This is a genomic window from Sphingobacterium thalpophilum (assembly GCF_901482695.1).
Lineage (GTDB): Bacteria > Bacteroidota > Bacteroidia > Sphingobacteriales > Sphingobacteriaceae > Sphingobacterium > Sphingobacterium thalpophilum.
Window position 1 is genome coordinate 546003 of record NZ_LR590484.1, and the last position, 24725, is coordinate 570727.

A 24725-nucleotide genomic window follows, 5' to 3' on the forward strand; every position below is an offset into this window, starting at 1 on the left:
CGGCTAAACTGCTTTCCTGGACTCCTCCCAGGAGCGCATAAACAATTCGTAAAGCGCTGTAGCATCGACATCGACCACTGAGGACGAATACATGATATGCAACTGCTGTGATGGTTCATCAAAGGCCATCTTCCATAGCATTGACGACAGCCGGCTTCTGTATGAAGCGGCATTTGTTACCGACACGACAACCAGTGCATCGCCTCCGACTTTTTGTAATTGAATGGCCGTGACATCGTCCCAATTCCCTACACCAAAAGCTTTCGCCAGCGGCGTGGTTCTACCCTGAAAATTATGGCGATTGAGCACGATCTGAGCGGAAGTATCTTTTAGACTAATTAGGCTATTGATCAATAAGGTCAGCATGACGATACATGCTCCTCCCGCAAAAATAGCGGGTTTTATTTTCAATATGCCGTCAAAAACACCGAGACCATACAATAAAACGAAGAAAAGAGCGATACATACTGCACCCGACGTCCATAAAAGCTTTTTTGTTTTGCTTCTATTGCGGAACAACTTAATCTCATTTCCCATTTTAGTTTCCCCATGTCACATTGAGATGATGTTTTTCGGCATACGCTTTCCCCAAAGTATATACCTGTTCAAAAGCCCGGTCAACTTCGGGCATATATGTTGTGCTGATTTTCTGCAACAGCGCTTTCTTCTCTGCATCAGGGCCCTTTGTATCACACAATTTTGCATAGGCTGCATATTCGTTTTTATAGATAGGCAGTACTTTTTCAAACAGGGCAACGGACTGCGCCTGAAGTGCTTTTGCATCCTCATCTGATACTTGAAGCGCTTTGATATCTTTTATGGCTTTCTCGACGGTCTGAATTTTAATATCGACCGACTTCTGCGCTTCATCGCCCTGCTTTTTACTCGATGGCATATCCGCAAATTCAACAGTTTCCTGCTCCAGGCGTTTACCATAACGTTCGGGAGCAAAATCAGCTATCAGGTTGGTATTTAGAACAACTTTGCCGAAAAAATTTTCAGGACTTGGAGATTGACAAGCCGTAAAAGCTAAACTTGCTGATAGTGCAAGAAGAAATAGGAAGTGCTTCATATTTAAATATTAATTTGTTCGAAACTACCGAATAAAACTTACACGCACAAGTCAGTTCTTTCGAAGCAGCCGGTGATAATAGGATTGCACTTGCCTAAGATGTTAATTTTTAATATTTTAGCAGACACATATAAAACAACAGATTAAAAACCGTTAATTATGGGCTATGACATTAGTTACCATCCAATATCCGAGCAACAAATCAACGCCTGGTATTTTGAGGCAATCGAGCATCCCGAAAAAGTAGAGGAACTTGCAGTAGCCAATAATCTGGAAGAATTCTACAAAACAAAATACCAGGACACGATAAATGCTGGCCGGGAAACAGACCAGAGTGACTATTTCGATAAAACACATGGTTTTTTTATTGCTGTTGTTCAAGGTTTTTTTGAAACCTATTTTTATATCCGTGGCGCTGCACTATCCTTCTCAGGAAACAAACAGTTAGACGTCTATTACAAAAAGTGGGAACAGTTCGTTCCTCAGCATATGCTGACCGGGAAGGTACGGAACCGGCTCATCGAAAATTATTGTTCGGGCGTATTTATTCCTGCCGAGCAGGTAGCACAGCTGCTCGTAGATTATGACGGTAGGCCTTCGGTCCGTTCGGAACTGGACCATATATTTTCAGAGGGACGTATTGCTATTTTTCTGAAAGCACTACATTATGCCAAAGAACGCGGGCTAGGCCTCCTGGAGGCTACAGAAGTCGTTGAACCTCAGCCTTTGGATTTAAATGAATCCAAAAGCTATTCCAATCTCTCCAACTGTGATCAAGAGGGACCATTGCTGTATCAGCAAATGGCCTTCATACAGATCGGCGATATTGAACAGCGCAATAACACTTCTGGACCGGACATCCTACAAAACGTGAAAATTGAAAAGGTGCAGGTCCAACCCGCTCATATGACAACTACCGGGAGCACTGAGACCCGCAAATATAAAGGAAAAGGCTTCTGGAAACGCTTGTTCGGCTGATAGAATACGTCGGCTCTTATCGTCTTGACGTGCTGCACAATAATTCGTATCTTTGGTGCAGACCATCTCCAGGATGGTATCTCTATCCAAACTGGCAATTAAAGCTCCATAGTGTTGTTCTATACACAATAACCCCTCCTTAAAGCAACTCCACCAATTTCGCAAGGCTAGTATAGCACAGCAAAAGGGCCCGTAAATTCCAATCAACTTTAATATCATGAAACAGACTGCTAATTTTATCGTCCTCACGGGAGGACCTGGTGTAGGCAAAACCGCCGTATGGACTGCCTTACAACGGAAGGGCTTCGGAACTGTCGCCGAAGAAGCACGCCGTATCATTAAACAACAAATAGAAACCAATGGCGATGGACTGCCTTGGAAAAACAAACAACGCTATGCTACTCTGATGCTCGAAGCATCCTTTGAAAGCTATCGCTGTGAATTAAACAAGGATAGCAGCGGCTCACCGCATATCTTCTTTGATCGTGGCATTCCGGACACACTGGCCTATATCGAGATGGAAAACCTTATTTTTGAAAAAAGTATGCTTGAACAGGCCAAAAGCCTACGTTACCATCAAAAAGTATTTATTTTCCCTCCTTGGCGTGAAATTTACGCAACAGACAATGAACGGAAGCAGACCTGGGCGGAAGCCGAAGCTACATTCTGCTTCATGAGCGATATTTATAAGCAGCTCGGGTATCAAATGTTAGAGATGCCAAAAACATCGATCGAGCGGCGCTGTCAGTTTATACTTCAGCATCTAAATGAGCCCCGTTATTAACTGAGGCTTCTGCTTCCTTTTCACACGGAGATCTAACATAAGCTGCCATACAGCTCCCTCGATGGACGACTGCCTATTCGGCTCTATCGACCGGTCTTAGGAGCTGATATTGTAGACCTAAGCGGAATACATTGAGACGCGCTGGCCCGAAGTCCCCTCCGATAAGCCCACTTCGATAATCCATAAGCCCCCACGAATAACTAGCAAAGACCGTATAACGGTCATAGTTTACATTGAACTGCAGCCGTGGCCGAATATCGAGTTCGATTATCTTACCTCTATCTCTATCAAACTCGGTTTTATTTCCCTGTTTGTCTTCGATACTGCCGTTTTCCTTCATACTGAGTGTCTTGGCAAGGTCAACGCCAAGCTGCATATCCATTGACATGGGTTCGAAAAAAACACGATAGCCGACAAAAGGATTAAAATTCAGAAACTGCTGGTTGAGCTTGGTCAGCCCACGGCTACCGTTCGCAAACTCGTTACCCTCCAGATCCACTTTGGTCTGCAAGCGCTCGAAAGCAGCTTCAGCTCCCAAAATAACGTTAGTGGCAAAAACATAACGGTAGTTGACTGCCCCACCAAGATTAATTCCATATTTTTTGCCATAAGGATTATTGGTATAATACTCTTGTTGACTGGAACCATTCAATGCACTCTTTCCGACACTGCCCGATCCGGTGAAGTTGGAAATGCCTGAAGTGATACCCACACGCAGCTCATGAGTTTGCGAAAATGCCAGAAACGGAACGATAGCGGCTGAACATGTTGTAAGTAAAAATCTCTTTATCATAAATAATTTAAAAAATGGAACAATTTAGTGGATCAGCACAATTTTATTTGTTTCTAAAATTAGTAAATTTTAGCCGATTGAATCTGACATTCCATTAATTTATTTCGATACTGGATAAACGCATAAGTAAAATGGTCTGCATTCCTGCGATTTCTTGAACTACATCAATGAAATTGAGGCTATTGAATTCTAATTTTGTTCTGTCAACATTAAAATAAAGAGCAGATCGTATGAAATATATCCTAGAAAATCCGGTACCCTCACCACCTTAGGCATGTACATCGATAAGAAAGGGCTGTCCACTGGAGACCTGAGCGTTGCGGCCAATATGTATTTACGTATTGAGAAAGAACAGGTTGTAACTTACTTTGAAAGGTACATATTTTTCAACCAACCTATACCGGAGGAGGTACAACAACGTTTGCAACAAGTCGCTGAAGAGAGTCCTGTCTCCATGATATTAAAGGATAGCACAGTTGTCTACACCAACATTAAAAATAGGTTGTAAATGAAGAACTTGAACATCGTTGTATTTGGAAAAAATGAAGTTATTCTGAATACTTTAAAACGGCTCATTGAGAGCAATACAGGCTGGAAAGCCATCATCCAGCAGGATATTGCTTCCTGTAAAACCTATCTGTCGAGTAACACAGCCGATATACTGCTGTTGAGCTCAGGACTCTCCTCGCTGGAAGAACAGGCGATAACGGCGCATTTATCAGTTCTAGACTACAGTATCGGTCTGATACATCATTATGGTGGTGGAAGCGGCCTCCTGAAAAATGAAATCTACAGTCTATTTCCCAGCTTGGTTTCACGCCAATAAAGCTTACGTGAACGCAGCAGCATCTTACAGTTATCTAGGATACCCTTAATGGATATTATAACAACACACTTTAAAACAACAGTAAGCACATGAACAGGAATCAATTTATAAAAAAAGGAATTTTAGGTTCCGGAATCTTTACAACAACAGCTTCGTCAGACAAACTGTTGCAAAACGATATCGATGAAATCGCACCCTTGGAAGGTCTGAAAGCAAATGATATGGGGATAAACAACGACAAACTTGAAAATCATAGCGTACTGCATAGCGCATCCAGTCGCGGATATGCCGATCATGGCTGGCTACAGAGCAACCATACCTTCAGCTTTGCCAATTACCATAATCCGGAGCGCATGCATTTCGGCGTACTGCGCGTCCTGAATGATGATGTCGTCGATGGAGGACGCGGATTTGGCTTGCATCCCCATGATAACATGGAAATTATCAGTATTCCTTTGGAAGGCACCCTTGTACATGAAGACAGCATGGGAAATAAGGCCATCATCCAAAAAGGAGACATTCAGGTTATGAGCGCGGGAACAGGCATCATGCATAGTGAATATAATAAAAATGCGGATCAGAACGTCAAATTTTTGCAGATCTGGGTATACCCCAACCAACGTAATGTGACTCCCCGATACGATCAGATAACACTTGACAGTACCCAGAGACAGAATAAATTTCAGCAGATCCTCTCTCCTGATCCGGGAGACGAAGGGGTATGGATTCATCAAGATGCATGGTTTCATTTAGGGCGTTTTGAGCGCGATATTGAGACGAATTATATACTCAAGCAGGAAGGAAACGGTATCTACATCTTTGTCATCAATGGCAGCGTCACCGTAGAAGGGCAGGAGCTTCAAACGCGGGACGGTTTTGGAATCTGGAACGCTGCTGAGATCAAATTAAAAGCGACATCAGCCGACACCGAAATTTTGTTGATGGATGTCAGCATTGTGCTCCGTTGATATGAATACATAGTGTCGTGGCGCCAGAACCATATACAGCTGCTGATCCAAATGAGCTGACTCACTGTCTGGAAGCAGTAAGGGGAAATTGGACAAATTCCCCCTTACTGCATTACCTATTCACATTTAAAAACTGACCGAATTAAGGTTTTTGTCAACCAGCATACCGTCAATGGCTTTCGGATGAAAGCGGCAGTCCCGTTTCGCTTTTAACTTAATTTTAAATAGCATTTCAGAGCCGCTTAATGTTTCTTTATTTCCAAGATTCACAAAGGTAGGATAAAGCGCCTTGCTGCCATTCGTATGCAGGCGATCGTTTGTGTAATTGCTCATTCCCTTCATGTTCAAGGATTCGATACCAACAAAATCAAAATCGCCTTGATGATACGGCAACGCGAAACTCAGTGCATTGACCGCTTTCAGATTGTGGCCACTGACGGTTATCTCCATTATATCGCCCTGTTTGAACGAGGTGTTCGAAACGGCGAGGCTAAGCTTGCCTGCGACTTTTTCTTCTTTGGCCGGTTTGGCGCCGCCTTCAATCCGTACAGCGACATTCGAAATGTCGTAAGCATCGATCAAATTGTTTTTATTGACATCCCCATTGCTCACATAACCTTCAAAATCGCCATCTCCTAAACGCAGTCCAGTATAGTTAATATAGGATGTCAGGTCATTCTGATCGATCAGACGATCATTATTGATATCACCGGGTAAGTAGCTTGCCGAACCGGGCAGCTTGAATACATAGAGTTCCCGTCCCGACCCAAAACCGCCGACAGCTTCCGTGACAACGATTTTAACAAACCGGGCTACCGGATGCTGAGTGAACCCGAAACGCTTCATTTCAGCATCACGCTTCCAGTCGAAGCTGCCGGCTTCGATCCAGGTTGCCTTGTCATTACTGTAATAAACCTTACCTTTCAGAAGGATACCGTTACCACCGTCGGTACGCGGCAGATATTCGAATTTATCTAAGTGGTTGACCGACTTCAGATCCAGAATCATATCAAATGGTACCGCCGTCTGTCCCCATTTGGTATGCCACATGTCACCTTCATCATAGTTAAATAACTTCTGGATACCATTTCCGCTCTGGTTGTCCACAGAAGTTTCAGCTTGGATACCCTCAATGGCAAATTCCAGCGGGTTTGCTTTAGTTTTCGCGGAAAACGAGCTCCAGTTAGATACGCCGGATTTATTGACGGCCCGAATTTTAAACGTATAATCCGTTTCAGCTTCCAGGCCTTCAAAGAGTAGCTGTTCGTCTTTGATCGTCGAATAGATCAGTTCATTGAACGCGACTTCATAGTAGTCTGCATTCGCTACCTTCTCCCAGGTCGGAGTCAATGCATATGCCTGTCTATTTTGGTCGGTCACCTGTGCCTTAGGAGCCTCGACTGCACCCGCTTTTGACAAGTAGCGACTATCGGGCGCAAACTTGAATCCATCCACCTGCACCTCGATGGTCGTCGCCGTAATGTCCTGCTTGCCGATCCGCACGCGCAGCATCGGATTTTTTATCAATTTGACATTTTCAAACTCGGAGCCTTTACTAGCGAACTGGTTTAGGTCGGGTGCTGCATCATAGAAGTAAACGTTCTCAGTACGCTCTAATTCATCTAATGTATGGACTTCGTGTAGTTTGACGGATTTGTTATTTATTTTTGCCAGCACTTTTTTAGGTACTTCGGTCACATTGAAACGAATTTCTGTCGATTTCATTTTCTCAAAACCATCGAAATCACCTTGTGAAGGCGTAATGCGCAACAACGCTTTATTGCCCTTTACGATGGATGTGATTTGTGTATTCATGCCTTTGCCGTAACGATAAGCTTCTGTCTTGCCGTCATCGTCGTACTCCGTGAAGCTCGAATTCCCATGAGGGTACACCTCATAGATCCGCTGATCCGTTCGGATTTCCTGCACATTGTTGTTGGGATTAGTGACAGGGATGATGGAACCATTTTTCACGAAAACAGGAAGTTTCCAGATCGGAGCGTCAAAATTATTGATGATCTGCCCACCCCTGTATTTTTCACCGGTGAAATAATCAACCCATTCTCCGTCCGGTAGGTAAATACCATTGCGGATGTCGTTCCCTTTCTCGTCCGCCTTGGTTTCCTGATAGATCGGGGCTACTAAAAAGTTGGGGCCATACAAATATTGATATTGGGTGGACTTGCCCAGCGTATACCGGTTTGCCTGTTCCAAAAACATCGCACGAATCATGGGTAGACCGTCTACTGCTTGTTTTGCAATACTATAACTATAGGGAACCAATTGGGACTTTAGCTTTAGGTATAACCGGTTGATGGACGTCGCCGGCTCGCCGAGCGCATGTGGGTATTTTTCATTAGCTCCCCATCCGTCCATATTGAGCTCCATTGGTGTCCATGTTTTCCATTGGAAGTCCCGGATATTGACTTTAAAGTTCTTGCCTCCAAAAATACCATCCATATCCGACGTGATATTAGGTTGACCGGATAAACCCGAACCGATATAGGTCGGAATATGGAAGCGAATATACTCCCATACGCCCCCAGTTTGATCTCCCGACCAGATACCCGCATAACGTTGTGTCCCGGCCCAACCGTCCAGGGAGATAATAAACGGCCTTGCATGATTCCCATAATAGGGCATAATATGCCCCACATCGGCCACACCATTTAAACCGAAAGAATATCCCGGTCCCACCCAGGCCACGTCTGTTTTCAAGACTCTGACACCTGCGTCCCGTACTTCTTTTACGATATCGCGTTGCAGTAAGGGACTGATACTGTCCTTGGGATGTAGATCCGATTGCGTCCAAAGACCGATCTCAACGCCGTTTTGGCGTGCATACTCACCAAATTTCTTGAGATTTTGAATATTATCATCCAAAGTCTGAGCCTGTCCATAGCCCGCTCCATAGCCATCGTTAGGTAAGATCCAACCCAATGGCATGTCATGAGCCTTATACCGCTCTATCACCGCGCGTGCGGAAAACTGGTAGTTATTATTCTCTCCGTTCAGGGATTCTTTAATGCCTTCATTGTCCTTTTGGCTCTCTTTGTAACGTTTGCCATCTTCGAAAAGAATTCCCTTCTCGTCCTCCTTCCAAAAATCGCGGTTGTAAGCGTTGAGATGTCCCTCATATAAGCCAAATTTAGGGAGTAGAATAGGGTTTCCGGTCAGTTGGTAAAAATCATTCAATAAAGGCACGACACCATCATTTACCATAAAAAAGACGTCCAGATAATCTGTATCATGCGACAACCGTACAGTCCCCTTCGTCTTTGCACCAAAAGCATAACTTCCCTTTTTGAAGGTATGCCACATGAAACCATACCCTTTCGTTGACCAGAAATATGGAGTGGGTGACGCGACACCACCATCGATCCAGCTATTTTGATTCTCGATGGCGATCACCTTTCCCTTATGTGAAAAGCGTCCGTTTTGTACCCCCCCACCAAAGAAATACTCGTCGTCATTTTCTTTCAGTTCGAGGATCACCTGCTTTTCCTGAAAAGCAATAGGCTTTAAACTTTCCACAACCACTTTGTTGGTCTTTCGATTCAGTACACTAAACTGCGATGTCTGCTTATCCATAGTGAACCGGATATCTTTTGTTAAGATATGGATCCTATTGCCCTCTTCACTGACCTCCAGCCCATCCACTTTCCCTCTTGGCTGGTCGACTAAGATCTTAGCCTGAGGCTTCGCCTCAGGATCCCTGATTATACCACCATGTACATCTTGAAACATCCTAAAAATATGGTTTCCATAAAAATCCAGCGTCAGACGCTGGTTATTCTCAAAGACGATCTCCACTGTGGTCGGATTTATTTGCTGGACAGCAATGATCATATTCTCGCTCTTCGTATATGCTACCTGGTGAGGAGTTTGATAACTGGTTCTGCCGCTGAGCTTGCCCGCCTGAAAAATAAAAGGAGAAGCCAATCCGATCAATAATGTGGCCTGGGCTTTAACGTTCCAAAAAGATATTTTCATCTATATGATTTATACTATTGAAAAGCCTCTATAGGTTAACATGGAATTCGTACACTTATAGAAGCCGTTAAATTAACTTAACAATAATACAACAGTAATCTGAAGTAAAAAAGCGATTGGTAAATGCAAACGATTGTCCAATAATAATGTTGCATAAGATCTGTATATAGTAAATCTCGCTTAAATACCTGAACCGATCACTATTTTTTAAAGCGTCGTCGTGGTTTTGGCAAGTATAGATAGACTATTTCCACAAGAACAGAAATTGGTTGTTTAAAGCCGGATTGGGGCATAACATATAGGTTAGGATCGCTATAATCTGCGGGGAGGACAGCAAGCCCTATCATTTCCGCATCTGGTATGCAGCCGCGCAGCAAGTACCGCTGTAAACGAAAGAAGCCCTTGACTGTTTCCAGCAAGGGCTTCCGTGTAAAAAAAGGCACCGACCTACTCTCCCACCTGTTACGGCAATACCATCGGCTCTGGCGGGCTTGACTGCTCTGTTCGGAATGGGAAGAGGTAGACACCGCCGATATAGGCACCTAAAGATCATTTATGGTAGCAAGCAGCTGGATGATGGTATTCAGCTTCCCTCCGCAGGGAAAATACCGGTCCGGCAGCACGCACCATACTGACATATATACCAAAAGAGGTTTTCAAAAATTAAAGAGGAAGACAACAGTGTCTGTCTGCATGAGAAAGCTTCGGGCTATTAGTACCACTCGGCTATGGTCTCTCAACCTTTACACCTGTGGCCTATCAACGTAGTCATCTTCTACGGCCCTGTCAGGAAGTCTCATCTCGTGGCCAGTTTCGCACTTAGATGCTTTCAGCGCTTATCTGCTCCAGACGTAGCTACCCTGCCGTACACCTGGCGGCATAACAGGTTCACCAGAGGTCTGTCCAACCCGGTCCTCTCGTACTAAGGTCAGATCCACCCAAACTTCCAACGCCCACAACAGATAGGGACCGAACTGTCTCGCGACGTTCTGAACCCAGCTCGCGTGCCACTTTAATGGGCGAACAGCCCAACCCTTGGGACCTTCTCCAGCCCCAGGATGTGACGAGCCGACATCGAGGTGCCAAACCTCCCCGTCGATATGAGCTCTTGGGGGAGATCAGCCTGTTATCCCCAGCGTACCTTTTATCCTTTGAGCGATGGCCCTTCCATACAGAACCACCGGATCACTATGTCCGTCTTTCGACCCTGTTCGACTTGTAGGTCTCACAGTCAAGCAAGCTTATGCCATTGCACTCCCCGTACGGTTACCAAGCGTACTGAGCTTACCTTTGAAAGCCTCCGTTACCTTTTTGGAGGCGACCACCCCAGTCAAACTACCCACCAAACAATGTCCTCCGCGCAGCGGAGTTAGAAACCGGATACAGAAAGGGCGGTATTTCAAGGGCGATTCCACGGATCCTGGCGAACCCGCTTCGATATCTCCCGCCTATCCTACACATCCTGTACCCAGTCCCAATGTTAAGCTATAGTGAAGGTGCATGGGGTCTTTCCGTCCCGTTGCGGGTAACCGGCGTCTTCACCGATACCACAATTTCACCGAGCTCATGGCTGAGACAGCGCCCAGATCGTTACACCATTCGTGCAGGTCGGAACTTACCCGACAAGGAATTTCGCTACCTTAGGACCGTTATAGTTACGGCCGCCGTTTACTGGGGCTTCGATTCAATGCTTCTCTTGCGATGACATCCCCTCTTAACCTTCCAGCACCGGGCAGGTGTCAGGCCTTATACTTCATCTTCCGATTTTGCAAAGCCATATGTTTTTGTTAAACAGTCGCCTGGGCCTTTTCACTGCGGCTGCTCATCGCTGAGACAGCGCCCCTTCTCCCGAAGTTACAGGGCCATTTTGCCGAGTTCCTTAGCCATGATTCACTCGAGCACCTTAGGATTCTCTCCTCGACCACCTGTGTCGGTTTGCGGTACGGGTCTTCTTAACCTGGAGCTTAGCGGGTTTTCTTGGAAGTCTGATTACCTGCTCTATCAGCGCCGCCGGAGCTTTGCTGTACTATCGGGTTTCAGCTGGAGCTGCGGATTTGCCTACAGCCCCAATACCTACGCCTTTCAACGAACTATTCCGTCAGTTCGCGGCAGTGTCACTACTCCGTCACCACATCGCAGTTAAAAAGAGTACTGGAATATTAACCAGTTGTCCATCGGCCTGCCCCCTTCGGGTGCGCCTTAGGTCCCGACTGACCCTGATCCGATTAACGTTGATCAGGAAACCTTGGTCTTTCGGTGGGCGGGTTTCCCACCCGCCTTATCGTTACTTATGCCTACATTTGCTTTTCCATAACCTCCACAGTTCATTACCGGACTGCTTCCCCGGCGATGGAATGCTCCCCTACCAGTTGTACATCTTTCAGTACAAATCCATAGCTTCGGTACCGTTCTTGATGCCCGTTTATTATCCACGCCCGGCCGCTCGACTAGTGAGCTGTTACGCACTCTTTAAATGAATGGCTGCTTCCAAGCCAACATCCTAGCTGTCTGGGCAGCCGGACCTCGTTAGTTCAACTTAGAACGGATTTGGGGACCTTAGCTGATGGTCTGGGTTCTTTCCCTCTCGGCCTTGGACCTTAGCACCCAAAGCCTCACTGCAAGACATATCTGTCAGCATTCGGAGTTCGTCTGGATTTGGTAGGATTTGACTCCCCCGCACCCAATCGGTAGCTCTACCTCTGACAGACTCAGTTCTCACGCTGTTCCTAAAAACATTTCGGGGAGTACGAGCTATTTCCCAGTTTGATTGGCCTTTCACCCCTACCCTCAGGTCATCCGGAAACTTTTCAACGTTTATCGGTTCGGTCCTCCATTACATGTTACTGCAACTTCAACCTGCCCAAGGGTAGATCACAAGGTTTCGCGTCTACCTCATCTGACTATGCGCCCTGTTAAGACTCGCTTTCGCTTCGGCTGCGCCCCTGAAGGACTTAACCTTGCCAGACAAGAGTAACTCGTAGGCTCATTATGCAAAAGGCACGCTGTCACAGAATCTATCTGCTCCAACCGCTTGTAAGCACACGGTTTCAGGTTCTTTTCACTCCCCTGTTCGGGGTTCTTTTCACCTTTCCCTCACGGTACTGGTCCACTATCGGTCTCTCAGGAGTATTTAGCCTTGCCAGATGGTGCTGGCAGATTCCCACAGGATTTCTCCGGTCCCGCGGTACTCAGGATACCACTATGTCTGTATTCTTTACCTGTACGGGGCTATCACCCGTATCGCGCAGTTTCCCACCTGCTTCCAGTTCATAGCACAGTACAATATCGTGGTCCTACAACCCCGCACATGCCGTAACATGCACGGTTTGGGCTCTTTCCCGTTCGCTCGCCACTACTTGGGAAATCATTGTTATTTTCTTCTCCTACGCCTACTTAGATGTTTCAGTTCAGCGCGTTCGCGTATCATACGGCTATTCTTCAAATAGCCAGGTTACCCCATTCGGAAATCTTTGGATCATTTCGCATTTGCCGATCCCCAAAGCTTATCGCAGCTTATCACGTCCTTCATCGCCTCTGAGAGCCTAGGCATCCCCCGTGTGCCCTTATTTACTTTCTTCACCCCCCGGCCCTTTTGCCCGCCGGGAAGCTGCATGGATATGCCATCACTGACATTATCCCTACTGTTGTCTTCTCTTGTAATTTTTTTTCTCTTTCAGTATGTCAAAGAACTCTTTTTCCGGTTGCTTTTTCTAGAACATCTCTCGATGTTCCTCCCGGAAACGTGGAGAATAACGGATTCGAACCGTTGACCCCCTGCGTGCAAGGCAGGTGCTCTAGCCAGCTGAGCTAATTCCCCTTTTTGTCCGTAGTCCCGAGCAGATTTGAACTGCTGACCCCTACATTATCAGTGTAGTGCTCTGACCAACTGAGCTACGGGACTAGCTGTATTATTCCATCTCTCCTTCCGGGACCGCTCCTTTAAGGGGAGGGCACTTTCTTCTGATGTTTTCTTTTTTTCAATCATGTGGTACGTGACGAGCAACGGTCCGCGATGCTCTAGAAAGGAGGTATTCCAGCCGCACCTTCCGGTACGGCTACCTTGTTACGACTTAGCCCCAATTATCGGTTTTACCCTGACACGCTCCTTGCGGTAACATGCTTTAGGTACCCCCAACTTTCATGGCTTGACGGGCGGTGTGTACAAGGCCCGGGAACGTATTCACCGCGTCATTGCTGATACGCGATTACTAGCGAATCCAACTTCACGGGGTCGAGTTGCAGACCCCGATCCGAACTGTGAACGGCTTTTAGAGATTAGCATGCTGTTGCCAGCTAGCTGCCCGCTGTACCGTCCATTGTAGCACGTGTGTAGCCCCGGACGTAAGGGCCATGATGACTTGACGTCGTCCCCACCTTCCTCACTGTTTGCACAGGCAGTCTGTTTAGAGTCCCCACCATTACATGCTGGCAACTAAACATAGGGGTTGCGCTCGTTGCGGGACTTAACCCAACACCTCACGGCACGAGCTGACGACAGCCATGCAGCACCTAGTTTCGTGTCCCGAAGGACGGATGCGTCTCTGCATCCTCCACTAACTTTCAAGCCCGGGTAAGGTTCCTCGCGTATCATCGAATTAAACCACATGCTCCTCCGCTTGTGCGGGCCCCCGTCAATTCCTTTGAGTTTCACCCTTGCGGGCGTACTCCCCAGGTGGATAACTTAACGCTTTCGCTGGGACGCTGGCTGTCTATCGCCAACATCGAGTTATCATCGTTTAGGGCGTGGACTACCAGGGTATCTAATCCTGTTCGATCCCCACGCTTTCGTGCATCAGCGTCAATACCAGCTTAGTGAGCTGCCTTCGCAATCGGAGTTCTAAGACATATCTATGCATTTCACCGCTACTTGTCTTATTCCGCCCACTTCATATGGATTCAAGCCCGTCAGTATCAAAGGCACTGCGATGGTTGAGCCACCGTATTTCACCCCTGACTTAACAGGCCGCCTACGCACCCTTTAAACCCAATAAATCCGGATAACGCTCGGATCCTCCGTATTACCGCGGCTGCTGGCACGGAGTTAGCCGATCCTTATTCTTCCGGTACATTCAGCTCCCTACTCGTAAGGAGGTTTATTCCCGGACAAAAGCAGTTTACAACCCATAGGGCAGTCATCCTGCACGCGGCATGGCTGGTTCAGGCTTCCGCCCATTGACCAATATTCCTTACTGCTGCCTCCCGTAGGAGTCTGGTCCGTGTCTCAGTACCAGTGTGGGGGATTCTCCTCTCAGAGCCCCTAGACATCGTCGCCTTGGTGGGCCGTTACCCCACCAACTAGCTAATGTCACGCGAGCCCATCTCCATCCTATAAATATTTAATATCCGACCGATGCCGGTCTGATATGTTATGCGGTGTTAATCTCTCTTTCGAGAGGCTATCCCCCTGATGGAGGCAGGTTGCTCACGCGTTACGCACCCGTGCGCCACTCTCACCATTGATAGCAAGCTACCGATGGATCCCGTCCGACTTGCATGTATTAGGCCTGCCGCTAGCGTTCATCCTGAGCCAGGATCAAACTCTCCATTGTAAAATGAAGTTTCTGACTCCGACTATTTATAATAATCAGAATTCTTTTTTAATATCTCTGATCTCGGACCGAATTGAACGGATTGATTGAATCTGTTCCATGACTTCCGACTTTCGTCTGTCTGCCCGTCACGCTACATGATTGTGTGTTATTAAAGAACTTTATGCGCTTCAACTTCCGTATCCGCTGTATTCAGACGGGCATTGCGCCCGCTTTTATCTTTTTTGTTTTTTCCGCCGTTTCCGATGGGACTGCAAAGGTAGGAATCTTTTCCGGACTTCCAAAAAATTTCTGAAGTTTTTTTGGCTTTCTTTTTCCGGTTTCCGCGTTCAGCTACCGCTGAACCCTTCTTTTTTCATGGCTGCTTCTTCCGGAGCAGCACGCCCTCCCTTGCGGAGTGGTGCAAAGATAGAAACTTTTGGAACAAACTTCCAAGACTTCTGTGCTTATTTTTTCCGTTTTTGCCCTAACCCGCTGGACAGGTGGACGATTGTTTTTGAAACCGCCTGCTCCGGGACCGCAGAACAGGGGCCGGAAGGCCGGGAAGGCGCCCGGAGCCGGACGCAGTTCTGCCGGACCGCAGAGGGCAGAGCAGATCCTGAAGACGGGTTACCAGAGCCTGGCCACGGTCATCCTGCCCCGGATGCGGATAAGGCACGGAGCAGCAGTGGATCCGCGGTGCACCGCAGCCGGAGAAAACATGGGGCAGCACGGACACACGCACTCCGGACAGACTATAAGCGGATCCGCAGGCCAATAAAAGGAACCTGTGCGGAAGCAAACTGAAGACCTGAAAGTCGCTTAATGGTCCGTCAGGATGCACCTTCTGTTCCTACTCCTGACTAACTTTCATTTAAATTATGATCAAATTTAAAACTAACACGGAAATAACACCGGGTTAACAGGGGGTTAACAGGGGTATTATAGGGGTGTACCCTTGTTAATCCCTTGTTATATCCTTATAAAACTACTTTAAATCTGGTTTTATTGCTGAAATTGATAGGAAATTATTCAGAAATTAATATACACTTGGCCGACAATCCGCCTAAAAATTTAAACTTTAGCTTTCTGAGGTCGTATCGCAGTTTTAAGTTAAACCATCTAATTTAGTATATTCGTATCCGGAAAAATCACATAAGTCAATCTTTGAAACAAACTCTTCAAAGTTTATTACATCGATATACAAAGAAGATATACGCAATTCAGCAATCTAAAACGAGTATGACAACCTTCCCCCTATCTGGCATCGCCGGCAAGGCAGGCACATTGGCGAAATTCAGTGCTGCAATGACGGCAACAGCGAAATTTCCGGCATTATTTCTTGGTCATGGAAGTCCTATGAATGCCATTGAAGACAACGAATTTGTGCAAGGTTTCAAAGCCATAGGCCAAACCTTTGAAAAGCCAAAAGCGATGCTTGTAATCTCTGCCCATTGGGAAACACGTGGAACATATGTTACTGCGATGGAGCATCCTAGCACCATACATGACTTTAGCGGCTTTCCCCGGGCTTTATTTGATGTGCAATATCCTGCCCCCGGCAGCCCTTCACTGGCAATAGAGACACAGCGTCTGGTTACAAGAACGCCTGTACACCTAGACGAAAAATGGGGACTGGATCATGGTTCCTGGTCGGTCGTAAAACACCTTTATCCGCTTGCCGACGTCCCCGTCATACAGATGAGCATTGATTATACACAACCAGCGTCTTACCATTATGAAATTGCCAAACAGCTGGCTGCCCTCCGAAATAAAGGTATATTGATCATCGGAAGCGGCAACATGGTCCACAATCTCACGATGGTCGACTGGGACAAACTCCATAGCTCAGGATACGCCTACGAATGGGCAGCGATAGCAAATGAGAGAATGAAAACATTTATCCAGAACGGCAACCATCAGGCATTGATCGACTTTAGAAAACAGGGGCGTGAATTTGACCTTGCCATCCCTACGCCTGAACATTATATACCTTTGATCTACACATTGGCGCTGCAGGAAAAAAATGAAGACCTGCTCCTCTTCAACGATAATTCGGTCGCTGGTTCACTCTATATGACATCGTTAAAGATAGGCTAAACGGAAATGGATACGCCTAGACAAGGAGACCACTAGCCTGCCACAGCTTTTTCCCAATATCCTTTGATACCAGCAACGAGTTCGGTATCTTTGTTTTAAGGTAAAAAGATACCGAAAACCCTCATGGCAACAAAACCCATTATCGAAATAGAATACTGTCCTAAATGCAATTGGATGCTGCGCGCTGCCTATATGGCTCAGGAAGTATTAAGCTCATTTACTGAAGACGTATACGGCGTAACGCTTGTCCCGAGTGAAATTGCCGGCCGTTATACAGTACGTGTAGATGGCAACGAAATCTTCGACCGGAAGAGAGAAGGCCGCTTTCCGGAAATCAAAGAACTGAAACAGCTGATACGTAATGTTGTTGCACCCGAAAAGTCCCTCGGCCATTCGGACAAAACCGTCTAACCATTCTCTGATTTAGCATAAATCGGATTTTAGGAGTGTCTTGTTCTTCGCAACTTTGTATAAACTAAAAGGACAATCATGACTATTCAGCAAGAAGTAGATTTTCAACGTATCGCCAAGGCAATTCATTTCTTACAAAATAACTATAAGACGCAACCCAGCTTGGCACAGATCGCTTCTCACGTTTATATGAGTGAAGCACATTTCCAGCGAATGTTTACCTCTTGGGCAGGAACTAGCCCCAAGAAGTTTCTTCAATATATTAGCTTAAACCACGCCAAATCCTTATTGAAGGAGAATAACATCGCTGAAACGACATTTCAGCTGGGACTGTCCAGCAGCAGCAGGCTGCACGAACTGTTTATCAACATAGAAGGCATGTCTCCGGCTGAGTACAGAAATGAAGGCGCAAATCTGTTAATTTCCTATAATTACTATCAAACGCTTTTTGGTCCCATTATCATTGCCTCCACTCCCAAAGGAATCTGCCACATCGCATATGAGGAAGATCATATAGCTGCTTTCGAAATCCTGCGACAGCGATTTCCAAAAGCAAACTTTAGGCTTGAAAGCGATAGCATGCACGGGAGCGCATTAAAAGCGTTAAACCCTCAAAACAACGACCTGAGTCTCGTAAAGCTGCACCTGAAGGGTACAGAGTTTCAATTGAAAGTATGGGAAGCATTACTAAAAATCCCTATGGGCAATTTAAGCACCTATGGCTCCATTGCGGCACAGATCGGAAAACCAACGGCATCCAGGGCGGTCGGCACGGCAGTGGGAAGTAACCCCATCGCCTATCTCATCCCTTGTCACCGTGTGATTCAGAACAGTGGCATTTTTGGTGGCTACCGCTGGGATCCGATGCGAAAAACAGCGATGATCGGCTGGGAAGGCTTGTACACTGCCATATAAGGACTTAACTTAATAGAGATATCATGGAACTTTTCGACAACCTATTTGATAGTAATAAAAACCTGCTTCCTTATGACGGTACTGCCAATTACTATGGTAAGATATTGAACGATCAGCAGGCTAACCAGTATTTTGATTTGCTGCTTCGCTCCATTCAATGGGTCAATGACCGGGCTGTCATCTTTGGGAATGAAATCATCACCAAACGTAAAGTCGCCTGGTACGGCGAGCGTGCGTTTGAATACACTTATTCCAATACGACTAAAAAAGCCCTGCCCTGGACAAAGGAGCTGCTTGAGCTGAAAGCCCTTGCCGAAGCGCACACGAAAGAGACTTACAACTCCTGTTTACTTAATCTCTATCACAACGGCGATGAGGGTATGGCCTGGCATAGTGACGGTGAAAAAGACCTGAAAAAGAATGGTGCCATTGCTTCCTTGAGCTTTGGAGCCGAACGAAAGTTTGCATTTAAGCACAAGACGACAAAGGAAAAAGTCGAACTTACGTTGGGGAATGGCAGCCTTCTGGTCATGAAGGACCGTACGCAGACCTATTGGTTGCACCGCCTACCTCCTACTAAAAAGGTACTTGAACCGCGGATCAACCTGACATTCAGAACCATTGACAACCTCCAAACGTCATAACCAGCAAAGGTCCCTTGTGAGGATTTGTGCCGGCCATTCCACTGGTCCCCATGACCGGCATAAAGCTACCTGTTAATCTACATTTTGCCAGCTATTATCTTTGGCTGTGTAATCCATAAATACACCGCCATCCAATGTTATGTTCTGAACCTTCTTGGAAGATGTCCAAGTGATAATAGCTCGTTTTTCATCCTGCTGCCAGATTGCAGGGGTCTGATGTTTGGTCTCCACCGATCCGTCCGCATAGGTAATCTTCACCTCGAAAGGAACAGCAAATCCGCCCACATTGGCAATAGTCAGCTTTTTGTTGTGACCGGATTGGTCAAAGCTATCCACCTTTAAATCTATATAGTGATTGCTAAAATACCAGTTCTTCCAAAACCAGTTCAGGTTTTGGCCCGCACCAGCATTGATACTATAAAAGAAGTCCCATGGGGTGGGGTGTTTGCCGTGCCAAAGATCCATATAATGATGCAGGGCCTTTTTAAACACCATATCACCCAAGTAATCCCGCAAGGCGATATAAGATAACGCAGCTTTGATATAGGCGTTGTTGCCGTAGCCCAATCCATTCAGTTGCGAGGTCATGGTTATCAGCGGCTGATCTTCTTCTGCTGAAGGATCAAAGATATAACGCTTTACACGTGAGTCCTTGAAAAGTTCTTTGTTTTTTTCTTCGCCGATTTCGGCATTACCGATCCAATATTCCAGGGCTGTGGCCCAACCCTCATCCATATATCCATAGCGGGTTTCGTTGATCCCCATATAAAATGGGAAATACGTATGTGCAATTTCATGATCGGCGGTCTGACGGGCATCAACAAAATTGTCCGGTACACTGGAATCATTGATCATCATGGGATATTCCATATCAGCGAAACCTTGCACTGCCGTCATCGTTGGATACGGGTACGTGACTCCGGGCCAGTTGTTCGAAAACCACTCAATGCAGTACTGCTGCCAGCCTATATACTGTTCAAAATCGGGTGTCCCGGCAACATAGCTGGACTGTACACTTACACGTTTGCTTCCCAAGTCCACACTGGAAGCGTCCCAAATGTAATTGTCACTCACACTGAAACAAAAATCAGGGACATAGCTTGCCTTAAATTTCCAGCTATTCCACTCATGCTGCGCCGTTACCTTACCTGCTTTCATCTCTGCTGCTGTTGCGACATGTATGACCGCATCAGTATGCTTTGACTTTTCAAAACGGGCCAGTATAGGTTGCTGCAATACTTCTGCTGCATTCTGAAGCTCGCCTGTTGCCCATACAACAAAGTTTTTGGGAACAGTTATCGTCACTTGATAATCGTTGAAATCATTGTAAAACTCCTGTCTGCCATTGTGCTCCAAAAGATCCCAGCCGTTATAATCGTCATATACCGACACGCGTGGATAAGCATAGGCACAATAAAATGTTGATTCGTTGAGCATTCCATCGCGGTCACTTTCGGCTGAAAGCGGATATTCCCAGCTGATCTCCAAAGTTGATATACTTCCAGGGAGCATTTTTTGTGCAAAATCAGTCAGTTTCACCGTGCCCCAGTCCTGACTGTTCACCTGATAAGCCTGCCCATTGAGCTTCAATGATGTAATCTTCAAACCGGAGGTCAGATAGTCGTCCGAAGCATAGTTGGCCCGGACGGCATTCGGTTTATGTACATTATTGACGAACCGGATGGCCAACTTGGTCAAGGTATCGGGGCTGTTGTTAGCATATTGGATAGTTTCACTCCCAGTCACTTTCCTTTTGGCAGGATCCAGCCTAAAACTGATATTATATTTACCGAAGTTCTGCCAATATTTTTTGCCCGGCGCACCATTTGCCGTCCGCGTACCCTTTTCCATCGCCACCCTAATATTACGGGGGGTATATAGATCCTGTGCTTGCGCATAGCCTGCCGATAACAGTAATGCCATACTGCAGTAACGTATCGTTGATTTTATCATATATTCCGAATTAGATCACCAAAACTAAGATAAATTCCCACTAATTTGCAAGTTTATTGTCAGGGTTTCCGAGGGAGTTTACCCTAATACTATCACGCAATAGTGTATCCATCCGTACAGCGGCTGCACATGTGCGGGATAACAGGGGGAATTTTGTGCAAAGCACTCACCTTAATAGCCATCCTCGCCGTAAAACAATTTTGATATTTTCGACGTTTAGTTTGGAGATAAACCCGAATATATGCAGCATTATTTACGATATACATATTTAATTACTTTTTGCTTCTCCATCTTCTGTTTTTTATTATTCCCGATTCGGGCGGATGCTCAATCTGCACACGAAGCAGACTCGACGCTACTATATAAGCATCAGCGTGATTCCATATTGGCGAGCCAATACGACATATCGGACCTTATTGGTCGAATTATCCATCCCAAACGAAAAAGAGAAAGGTCCAGTAAACGCTCACCGATCACATTGATGCCAAACGTCGCCTATAATCCAACAATTGGCGGACAGATCGGCATAAAAGCTGTTGCAGGCAAAGTATTGGGGGACCCAAAGACAACGACAATGTCCATTGCAGCCACATCGGCATCTATCACGACAAAAAACATTATGGTCTTTTATATCAGCCACAATGTTTTTACGCCAAATAACAAACTCAATTTTCAAGGTGCATTTGCCTTGGTCAAGATGGTCGCTCTGGATGCCGGACTGGGTATGACTCCGCATGGCAAATGGACCAATAAAGACGAAGAAATACTGGCGAATCCCGAACATACGAAATACGGAGCCAAATACAATGCCTTTACATTCAACGAAAAAGTGTATAAACGGGTGGCCGATGGACTATTTCTTGGGGCTGGCCTGGCTTTTGACCTCCGCCGCAAAATTACGAGCAGCGGCCCCTTGGGTGATGTTACGCCCAATACCATTTACACCGAGAAACATGGATTTGCTCCCGATAGTTATAATTCCAATGGAGTGCTGTTAAACATGCAGTATACGACCAGAGACAATCCCAATAGGCCATATAAAGGTATTTATTCCGATGTCGGCATTCGGTGGAACACTACAATCTTGGGCAGCAGTAAAAACGCTGTGCAGCTGACCACCGATTTCCGCAAATATTTCAGCCTCTCAAAGTCGGACCCAGCACATATATTAGCATTCTGGTACTGGGGTTCCTACAAATTAGGGGGTACCCTTCCCTACTTTGATTTGCCCGGCACGGGAAGAGATGCAGCAGTGCGGACAGGACGCGGCTATACCATCGGTTATTTCAAAGGAATTTCTTTTGCATATGCCGAAGCTGAGTACCGTTTCCCTATTTTAAAAAACCGCTTTCTGAGCGGTGCAGCTTTCTTTAACCTGCAAAGCGCAAGTGATGAACTGGGCACCAAACTGTTTGAAAGATGGCAGCCGGGCGGGGGTGCGGGACTGCGGGTTCTGTTCAATAAAGCCACCCGGACCAATCTCTGCTTGGATTATGCCATCGGAAAATATGGGTCACGCGGCTTTTTCCTGGGCCTGAACGAAGCTTTCTAATTTAGCGGATCCTGAAACTTCTTGCATAAAATGATTAAATTAGCCGAGATTGTTGTTATCAAAAACGGTGTCAACAGGTGTTTTCTTCTCGCCTTCAGGGAGGCAGAGATGCAGTGTAAGCAACCTTAACTTTGAAATGAAAAAATATTATTTTCTTGCTGTGGCCTTTCTCAGCAGCAAGCTATATGCACAAATGGCAGACAGCAGCAGCTATAAGCTTGACTCTGTGGAAATCAAGGCTTATTTCAACAAGCAGCCCCTGCTCAGGCTGACTTCTTCAGCTGCTGTACTGCGCTCGCAGACACTGGCGGCGCAGCAATCGCCTTCATTGGTATCTGCGATGAATGCCGTGCCCGGAATCCGTATGGAGGAACGGTCTCCGGGCAGCTATCGTCTGGCCTTGCGCGGCAGTATGATCCGCTCGCCCTTTGGTGTGCGCAATGTAAAAATCTATCTGGACGACTTTCCACTCACCGATGCAGGGGGCAACACTTATCTCAACTTGATCGACCCCTACTCCATCGATCAGATAAATATATTAAAAGGACCGGATGGTTCCCTTTATGGGGCCAATTCGGGCGGCGTGATATCCCTATACAGCAAAGGTTTTAATAGAACCATTGGCACAAAGGCGGACTTGCAGGTCACCGGAGGTTCTTATGGTCTTGTGCAGCAGCAGCTCAGTGTTGTCCTACCTGTAAATGCGACCCAGCAGCTCGCTGTCAACCAAAGCTGGACGCGCAGCGACGGTTATAGGCAACATTCAAACCTAAACAAGAAGACTCTCCAATTAAATTACAACTGGCAATATGCCAAATACGCTGAATTGAAATTCACAGGTTTATATGCTGATTTGGGCTATCAGACACCGGGAGGACTGACACTCGCCCAACTAGAGAGCGACCGACGGCAATCGCGGCCTAAGGGCGGACCTAACCCCGGCGCGGCGGAACAGAAAGCAGCCATCTATGACAAGACATTTTTTGGAGGTATCAGCAACCAAATCAACGTCAATTCAAAATTAACTTTGTTTGCCAATGTTTTTGGATCATCCAACCTGATCAAGAATCCATTTATAACCAATTATGAAAAACGGAATGAGAAAAATCTGGGAACAAGAATATACCTATCCTACACCGACGTGATCACAAAGAGCCTGAACTATGAATTCCAATTCGGGGTAGAGGCACAAAAAGGCTGGTATAATATCGATAATTATGATAATAATGGAGGGCAAACGGGAAATCCTCAGGCCAAAGACAAACTGGAAAACAGGCAACGCGCATTCTTTGCCCGCACACAACTGGAATGGATGGAGCGGCTGCAGCTAGAGTTATCCATTGGATTGAATGGCAATAAGCTCGGCTATCAACAGCAGTATCCACTCGAACAAGATCGTGCGACAGCAATAGACTTTGGTAATACCTGGATGCCCCGCGCTGCAGCCTCCTATTTAATCAATCCGTCATTGGCGGTTAGAGCTTCGGTTTCGAAGGGATTTTCAGCACCGACCATCGCTGAAGTTCGATCGTCCGACAACCTATTCAATGCCGGCCTGCTACCCGAAACCGGCACCAATCATGAACTCGGATTCCGGTGGCACTTATGGAACCGCCGGCTGGTGCTCGACGCCGCAGTCTATAGTTATCAAATGGACAATGCCATCATCAGGCAGATCCGCGAGAGCGGTGCAGAGTATTTTCAGAATGCAGGAAAAATTGACCAAAAAGGTATTGAAGCTTCCGTCATGGCCTATCTGATCGTACCACGCAAGCGTGGTCCCATCCGCAGTGTACAAATGTCGAGCAACTTTTCCTTCCATAATTATGTGTTCAGCGATTATAAGGTAGCCGATAAAGATTACAGTGGCAACAGGCTGACAGCAGTGCCCAAGACGGTCTGGGTAAATACATTGCGTATGCTCTTCCCCGAGGGGGTTCAGCTGGATGTACTTTCCAATCTCACAGGAAGATTACCATTGGATGACGCAAATACGGTGTATGCAGACCGTTATCATCTCCTGCAAGGAAAAATATCCTGGACGAAATCCGTAGCAGCAGGCCATAAAATTGTGCTATTTGCGGGGGCAGACAATGTATTGAACCAAAAATATAGTCTCGGCAACGATATTAACGCTTTTGGGGGCCGTTATTTTAATCCAGCGCCTTTACGAAATTACTATGGTGGCATGAGCTTAAACTTTTAACT

17 protein-coding genes, 2 tRNA genes and 3 rRNA genes are annotated in these 24725 nt (G+C 46.3%); 12 read left to right on the forward strand and 10 right to left on the reverse strand.

Annotated features, from left to right (window positions below; all coding sequences use genetic code 11):
* Positions 1 to 3: 3 nt before the first annotated feature.
* Positions 4 to 537, reverse strand: a complete 534-nt coding sequence (locus FGL37_RS02375) for a hypothetical protein (protein ID WP_028069912.1) — start codon at positions 535 to 537, stop codon at positions 4 to 6.
* A 1-nt stretch (position 538) separates the two neighbouring features.
* A complete protein-coding gene (locus FGL37_RS02380) occupies positions 539 to 1072 on the reverse strand; it encodes a hypothetical protein (protein ID WP_028069911.1) in 534 nt (177 codons plus the stop codon).
* Positions 1073 to 1231: 159 nt separating this feature from the next.
* Between FGL37_RS02380 and FGL37_RS02385 the strand changes: the two genes are divergently transcribed.
* The gene (locus FGL37_RS02385) at positions 1232 to 2050 is read left to right on the forward strand and encodes a hypothetical protein (protein ID WP_051606872.1); all 819 of its coding nucleotides are present in this window, start codon (positions 1232 to 1234) and stop codon (positions 2048 to 2050) included.
* 217 nt (positions 2051 to 2267) lie between these two features.
* Positions 2268 to 2834, forward strand: coding sequence for an AAA family ATPase (locus FGL37_RS02390; RefSeq protein ID WP_028069910.1), 567 nt, complete (start codon positions 2268 to 2270; stop codon positions 2832 to 2834).
* A gap of 73 nt (positions 2835 to 2907) precedes the next feature.
* Here the strand turns inward: FGL37_RS02390 and FGL37_RS02395 are convergent, their stop codons facing one another.
* Positions 2908 to 3627 (reverse strand): outer membrane beta-barrel protein, encoded by a 720-nt coding sequence (locus FGL37_RS02395; protein ID WP_028069909.1) that lies wholly within the window; start codon positions 3625 to 3627, stop codon positions 2908 to 2910.
* A gap of 274 nt (positions 3628 to 3901) precedes the next feature.
* Here FGL37_RS02395 and FGL37_RS02400 point away from each other — a divergent pair, with 274 nt between their 5' ends.
* The 3 genes from FGL37_RS02400 (at position 3902) to FGL37_RS02410 (ending at position 5421) form a co-directional block, all read left to right on the forward strand.
* A complete protein-coding gene (locus FGL37_RS02400) occupies positions 3902 to 4135 on the forward strand; it encodes a hypothetical protein (RefSeq protein ID WP_028069908.1) in 234 nt (77 codons plus the stop codon).
* Positions 4136 to 4453, forward strand: a complete 318-nt coding sequence (locus FGL37_RS02405; protein ID WP_028069907.1) for a hypothetical protein — start codon at positions 4136 to 4138, stop codon at positions 4451 to 4453.
* 89 nt (positions 4454 to 4542) lie between these two features.
* Positions 4543 to 5421 (forward strand): pirin family protein, encoded by an 879-nt coding sequence (locus FGL37_RS02410; RefSeq protein WP_028069906.1) that lies wholly within the window; start codon positions 4543 to 4545, stop codon positions 5419 to 5421.
* Between the two features lie 126 nt (positions 5422 to 5547).
* On the opposite strand, the gene FGL37_RS02415 is transcribed toward FGL37_RS02410, so the two are convergent.
* The 6 genes from FGL37_RS02415 to FGL37_RS02440 form a co-directional block, all read right to left on the reverse strand.
* A complete protein-coding gene (locus FGL37_RS02415; protein WP_028069905.1) occupies positions 5548 to 9414 on the reverse strand; it encodes a TIM-barrel domain-containing protein in 3867 nt (1288 codons plus the stop codon).
* 434 nt (positions 9415 to 9848) lie between these two features.
* Positions 9849 to 9960: ribosomal RNA gene (gene rrf / locus FGL37_RS02420) — 5S ribosomal RNA — on the reverse strand.
* A 147-nt stretch (positions 9961 to 10107) separates the two neighbouring features.
* Positions 10108 to 12991: ribosomal RNA gene (locus FGL37_RS02425) — 23S ribosomal RNA — on the reverse strand.
* A 166-nt stretch (positions 12992 to 13157) separates the two neighbouring features.
* Positions 13158 to 13231 (reverse strand) — tRNA-Ala (locus tag FGL37_RS02430).
* A gap of 10 nt (positions 13232 to 13241) precedes the next feature.
* Positions 13242 to 13315: transfer RNA gene (locus FGL37_RS02435), tRNA-Ile, on the reverse strand.
* A gap of 120 nt (positions 13316 to 13435) precedes the next feature.
* Positions 13436 to 14963, reverse strand: a 16S ribosomal RNA gene (locus tag FGL37_RS02440).
* The 16S, 23S and 5S rRNA genes sit together here with 2 tRNA genes alongside, the layout of an rRNA operon.
* A 357-nt stretch (positions 14964 to 15320) precedes the next feature.
* On the opposite strand from FGL37_RS02440, the gene FGL37_RS02445 reads away from it, so the two are divergent.
* The 5 genes from FGL37_RS02445 to FGL37_RS02465 all read left to right on the forward strand — a co-directional run bounded on the left by FGL37_RS02445 (position 15321) and on the right by FGL37_RS02465 (position 19012).
* Positions 15321 to 15749 (forward strand): hypothetical protein, encoded by a 429-nt coding sequence (locus FGL37_RS02445; protein WP_028071405.1) that lies wholly within the window; start codon positions 15321 to 15323, stop codon positions 15747 to 15749.
* A 435-nt stretch (positions 15750 to 16184) separates the two neighbouring features.
* Positions 16185 to 17042, forward strand: coding sequence for a 4,5-DOPA-extradiol-dioxygenase (gene ygiD, locus FGL37_RS02450; RefSeq protein ID WP_081817964.1), 858 nt, complete (start codon positions 16185 to 16187; stop codon positions 17040 to 17042).
* 123 nt (positions 17043 to 17165) lie between these two features.
* Complete coding sequence (locus tag FGL37_RS02455) at positions 17166 to 17453, forward strand: Rdx family protein (protein ID WP_051607223.1); 288 nt, start codon at positions 17166 to 17168, stop codon at positions 17451 to 17453.
* 78 nt (positions 17454 to 17531) lie between these two features.
* Positions 17532 to 18368: a methylated-DNA--[protein]-cysteine S-methyltransferase gene (locus FGL37_RS02460; protein ID WP_028071402.1), complete on the forward strand. Its 837-nt coding sequence runs from the start codon at positions 17532 to 17534 to the stop codon at positions 18366 to 18368.
* Between the two features lie 23 nt (positions 18369 to 18391).
* Positions 18392 to 19012, forward strand: coding sequence for an alpha-ketoglutarate-dependent dioxygenase AlkB family protein (locus FGL37_RS02465; protein WP_028071401.1), 621 nt, complete (start codon positions 18392 to 18394; stop codon positions 19010 to 19012).
* Between the two features lie 72 nt (positions 19013 to 19084).
* Here the strand turns inward: FGL37_RS02465 and FGL37_RS02470 are convergent, their stop codons facing one another.
* Positions 19085 to 20965 carry a M1 family metallopeptidase gene (locus FGL37_RS02470; RefSeq protein WP_051607222.1) on the reverse strand — a complete coding sequence of 627 codons (1881 nt, stop codon included), beginning with the start codon at positions 20963 to 20965 and terminating at the stop codon, positions 19085 to 19087.
* A gap of 241 nt (positions 20966 to 21206) precedes the next feature.
* Between FGL37_RS02470 and FGL37_RS02475 the strand changes: the two genes are divergently transcribed.
* Positions 21207 to 22517, forward strand: a complete 1311-nt coding sequence (locus tag FGL37_RS02475; RefSeq protein WP_081817963.1) for a BamA/TamA family outer membrane protein — start codon at positions 21207 to 21209, stop codon at positions 22515 to 22517.
* Positions 22518 to 22653: 136 nt separating this feature from the next.
* Entirely contained in the window at positions 22654 to 24723 is a 2070-nt protein-coding gene (locus FGL37_RS02480; protein ID WP_028071398.1) for a TonB-dependent receptor, read from the forward strand.
* Positions 24724 to 24725: the final 2 nt, after the last annotated feature.

What these genes read in the sequence shown, in the direction of transcription:
- FGL37_RS02375 (WP_028069912.1), bottom strand. Translation starts at nt 537, where the DNA reads ATGGGAAATGAGATTAAGTTGTTCCGCAATAGAAGCAAAACAAAAAAG.
- FGL37_RS02380 (WP_028069911.1), bottom strand. Translation starts at nt 1,072, where the DNA reads ATGAAGCACTTCCTATTTCTTCTTGCACTATCAGCAAGTTTAGCTTTT.
- FGL37_RS02385 (WP_051606872.1), top strand. Translation starts at nt 1,232, where the DNA reads ATGGGCTATGACATTAGTTACCATCCAATATCCGAGCAACAAATCAAC.
- FGL37_RS02390 (WP_028069910.1), top strand. Translation starts at nt 2,268, where the DNA reads ATGAAACAGACTGCTAATTTTATCGTCCTCACGGGAGGACCTGGTGTA.
- FGL37_RS02395 (WP_028069909.1), bottom strand. Translation starts at nt 3,627, where the DNA reads ATGATAAAGAGATTTTTACTTACAACATGTTCAGCCGCTATCGTTCCG.
- FGL37_RS02400 (WP_028069908.1), top strand. Translation starts at nt 3,902, where the DNA reads ATGTACATCGATAAGAAAGGGCTGTCCACTGGAGACCTGAGCGTTGCG.
- FGL37_RS02405 (WP_028069907.1), top strand. Translation starts at nt 4,136, where the DNA reads ATGAAGAACTTGAACATCGTTGTATTTGGAAAAAATGAAGTTATTCTG.
- FGL37_RS02410 (WP_028069906.1), top strand. Translation starts at nt 4,543, where the DNA reads ATGAACAGGAATCAATTTATAAAAAAAGGAATTTTAGGTTCCGGAATC.
- FGL37_RS02415 (WP_028069905.1), bottom strand. Translation starts at nt 9,414, where the DNA reads ATGAAAATATCTTTTTGGAACGTTAAAGCCCAGGCCACATTATTGATC.
- FGL37_RS02445 (WP_028071405.1), top strand. Translation starts at nt 15,321, where the DNA reads ATGGCTGCTTCTTCCGGAGCAGCACGCCCTCCCTTGCGGAGTGGTGCA.
- ygiD (WP_081817964.1), top strand. Translation starts at nt 16,185, where the DNA reads ATGACAACCTTCCCCCTATCTGGCATCGCCGGCAAGGCAGGCACATTG.
- FGL37_RS02455 (WP_051607223.1), top strand. Translation starts at nt 17,166, where the DNA reads ATGGCAACAAAACCCATTATCGAAATAGAATACTGTCCTAAATGCAAT.
- FGL37_RS02460 (WP_028071402.1), top strand. Translation starts at nt 17,532, where the DNA reads ATGACTATTCAGCAAGAAGTAGATTTTCAACGTATCGCCAAGGCAATT.
- FGL37_RS02465 (WP_028071401.1), top strand. Translation starts at nt 18,392, where the DNA reads ATGGAACTTTTCGACAACCTATTTGATAGTAATAAAAACCTGCTTCCT.
- FGL37_RS02470 (WP_051607222.1), bottom strand. Translation starts at nt 20,965, where the DNA reads ATGATAAAATCAACGATACGTTACTGCAGTATGGCATTACTGTTATCG.
- FGL37_RS02475 (WP_081817963.1), top strand. Translation starts at nt 21,207, where the DNA reads ATGCAGCATTATTTACGATATACATATTTAATTACTTTTTGCTTCTCC.
- FGL37_RS02480 (WP_028071398.1), top strand. Translation starts at nt 22,654, where the DNA reads ATGAAAAAATATTATTTTCTTGCTGTGGCCTTTCTCAGCAGCAAGCTA.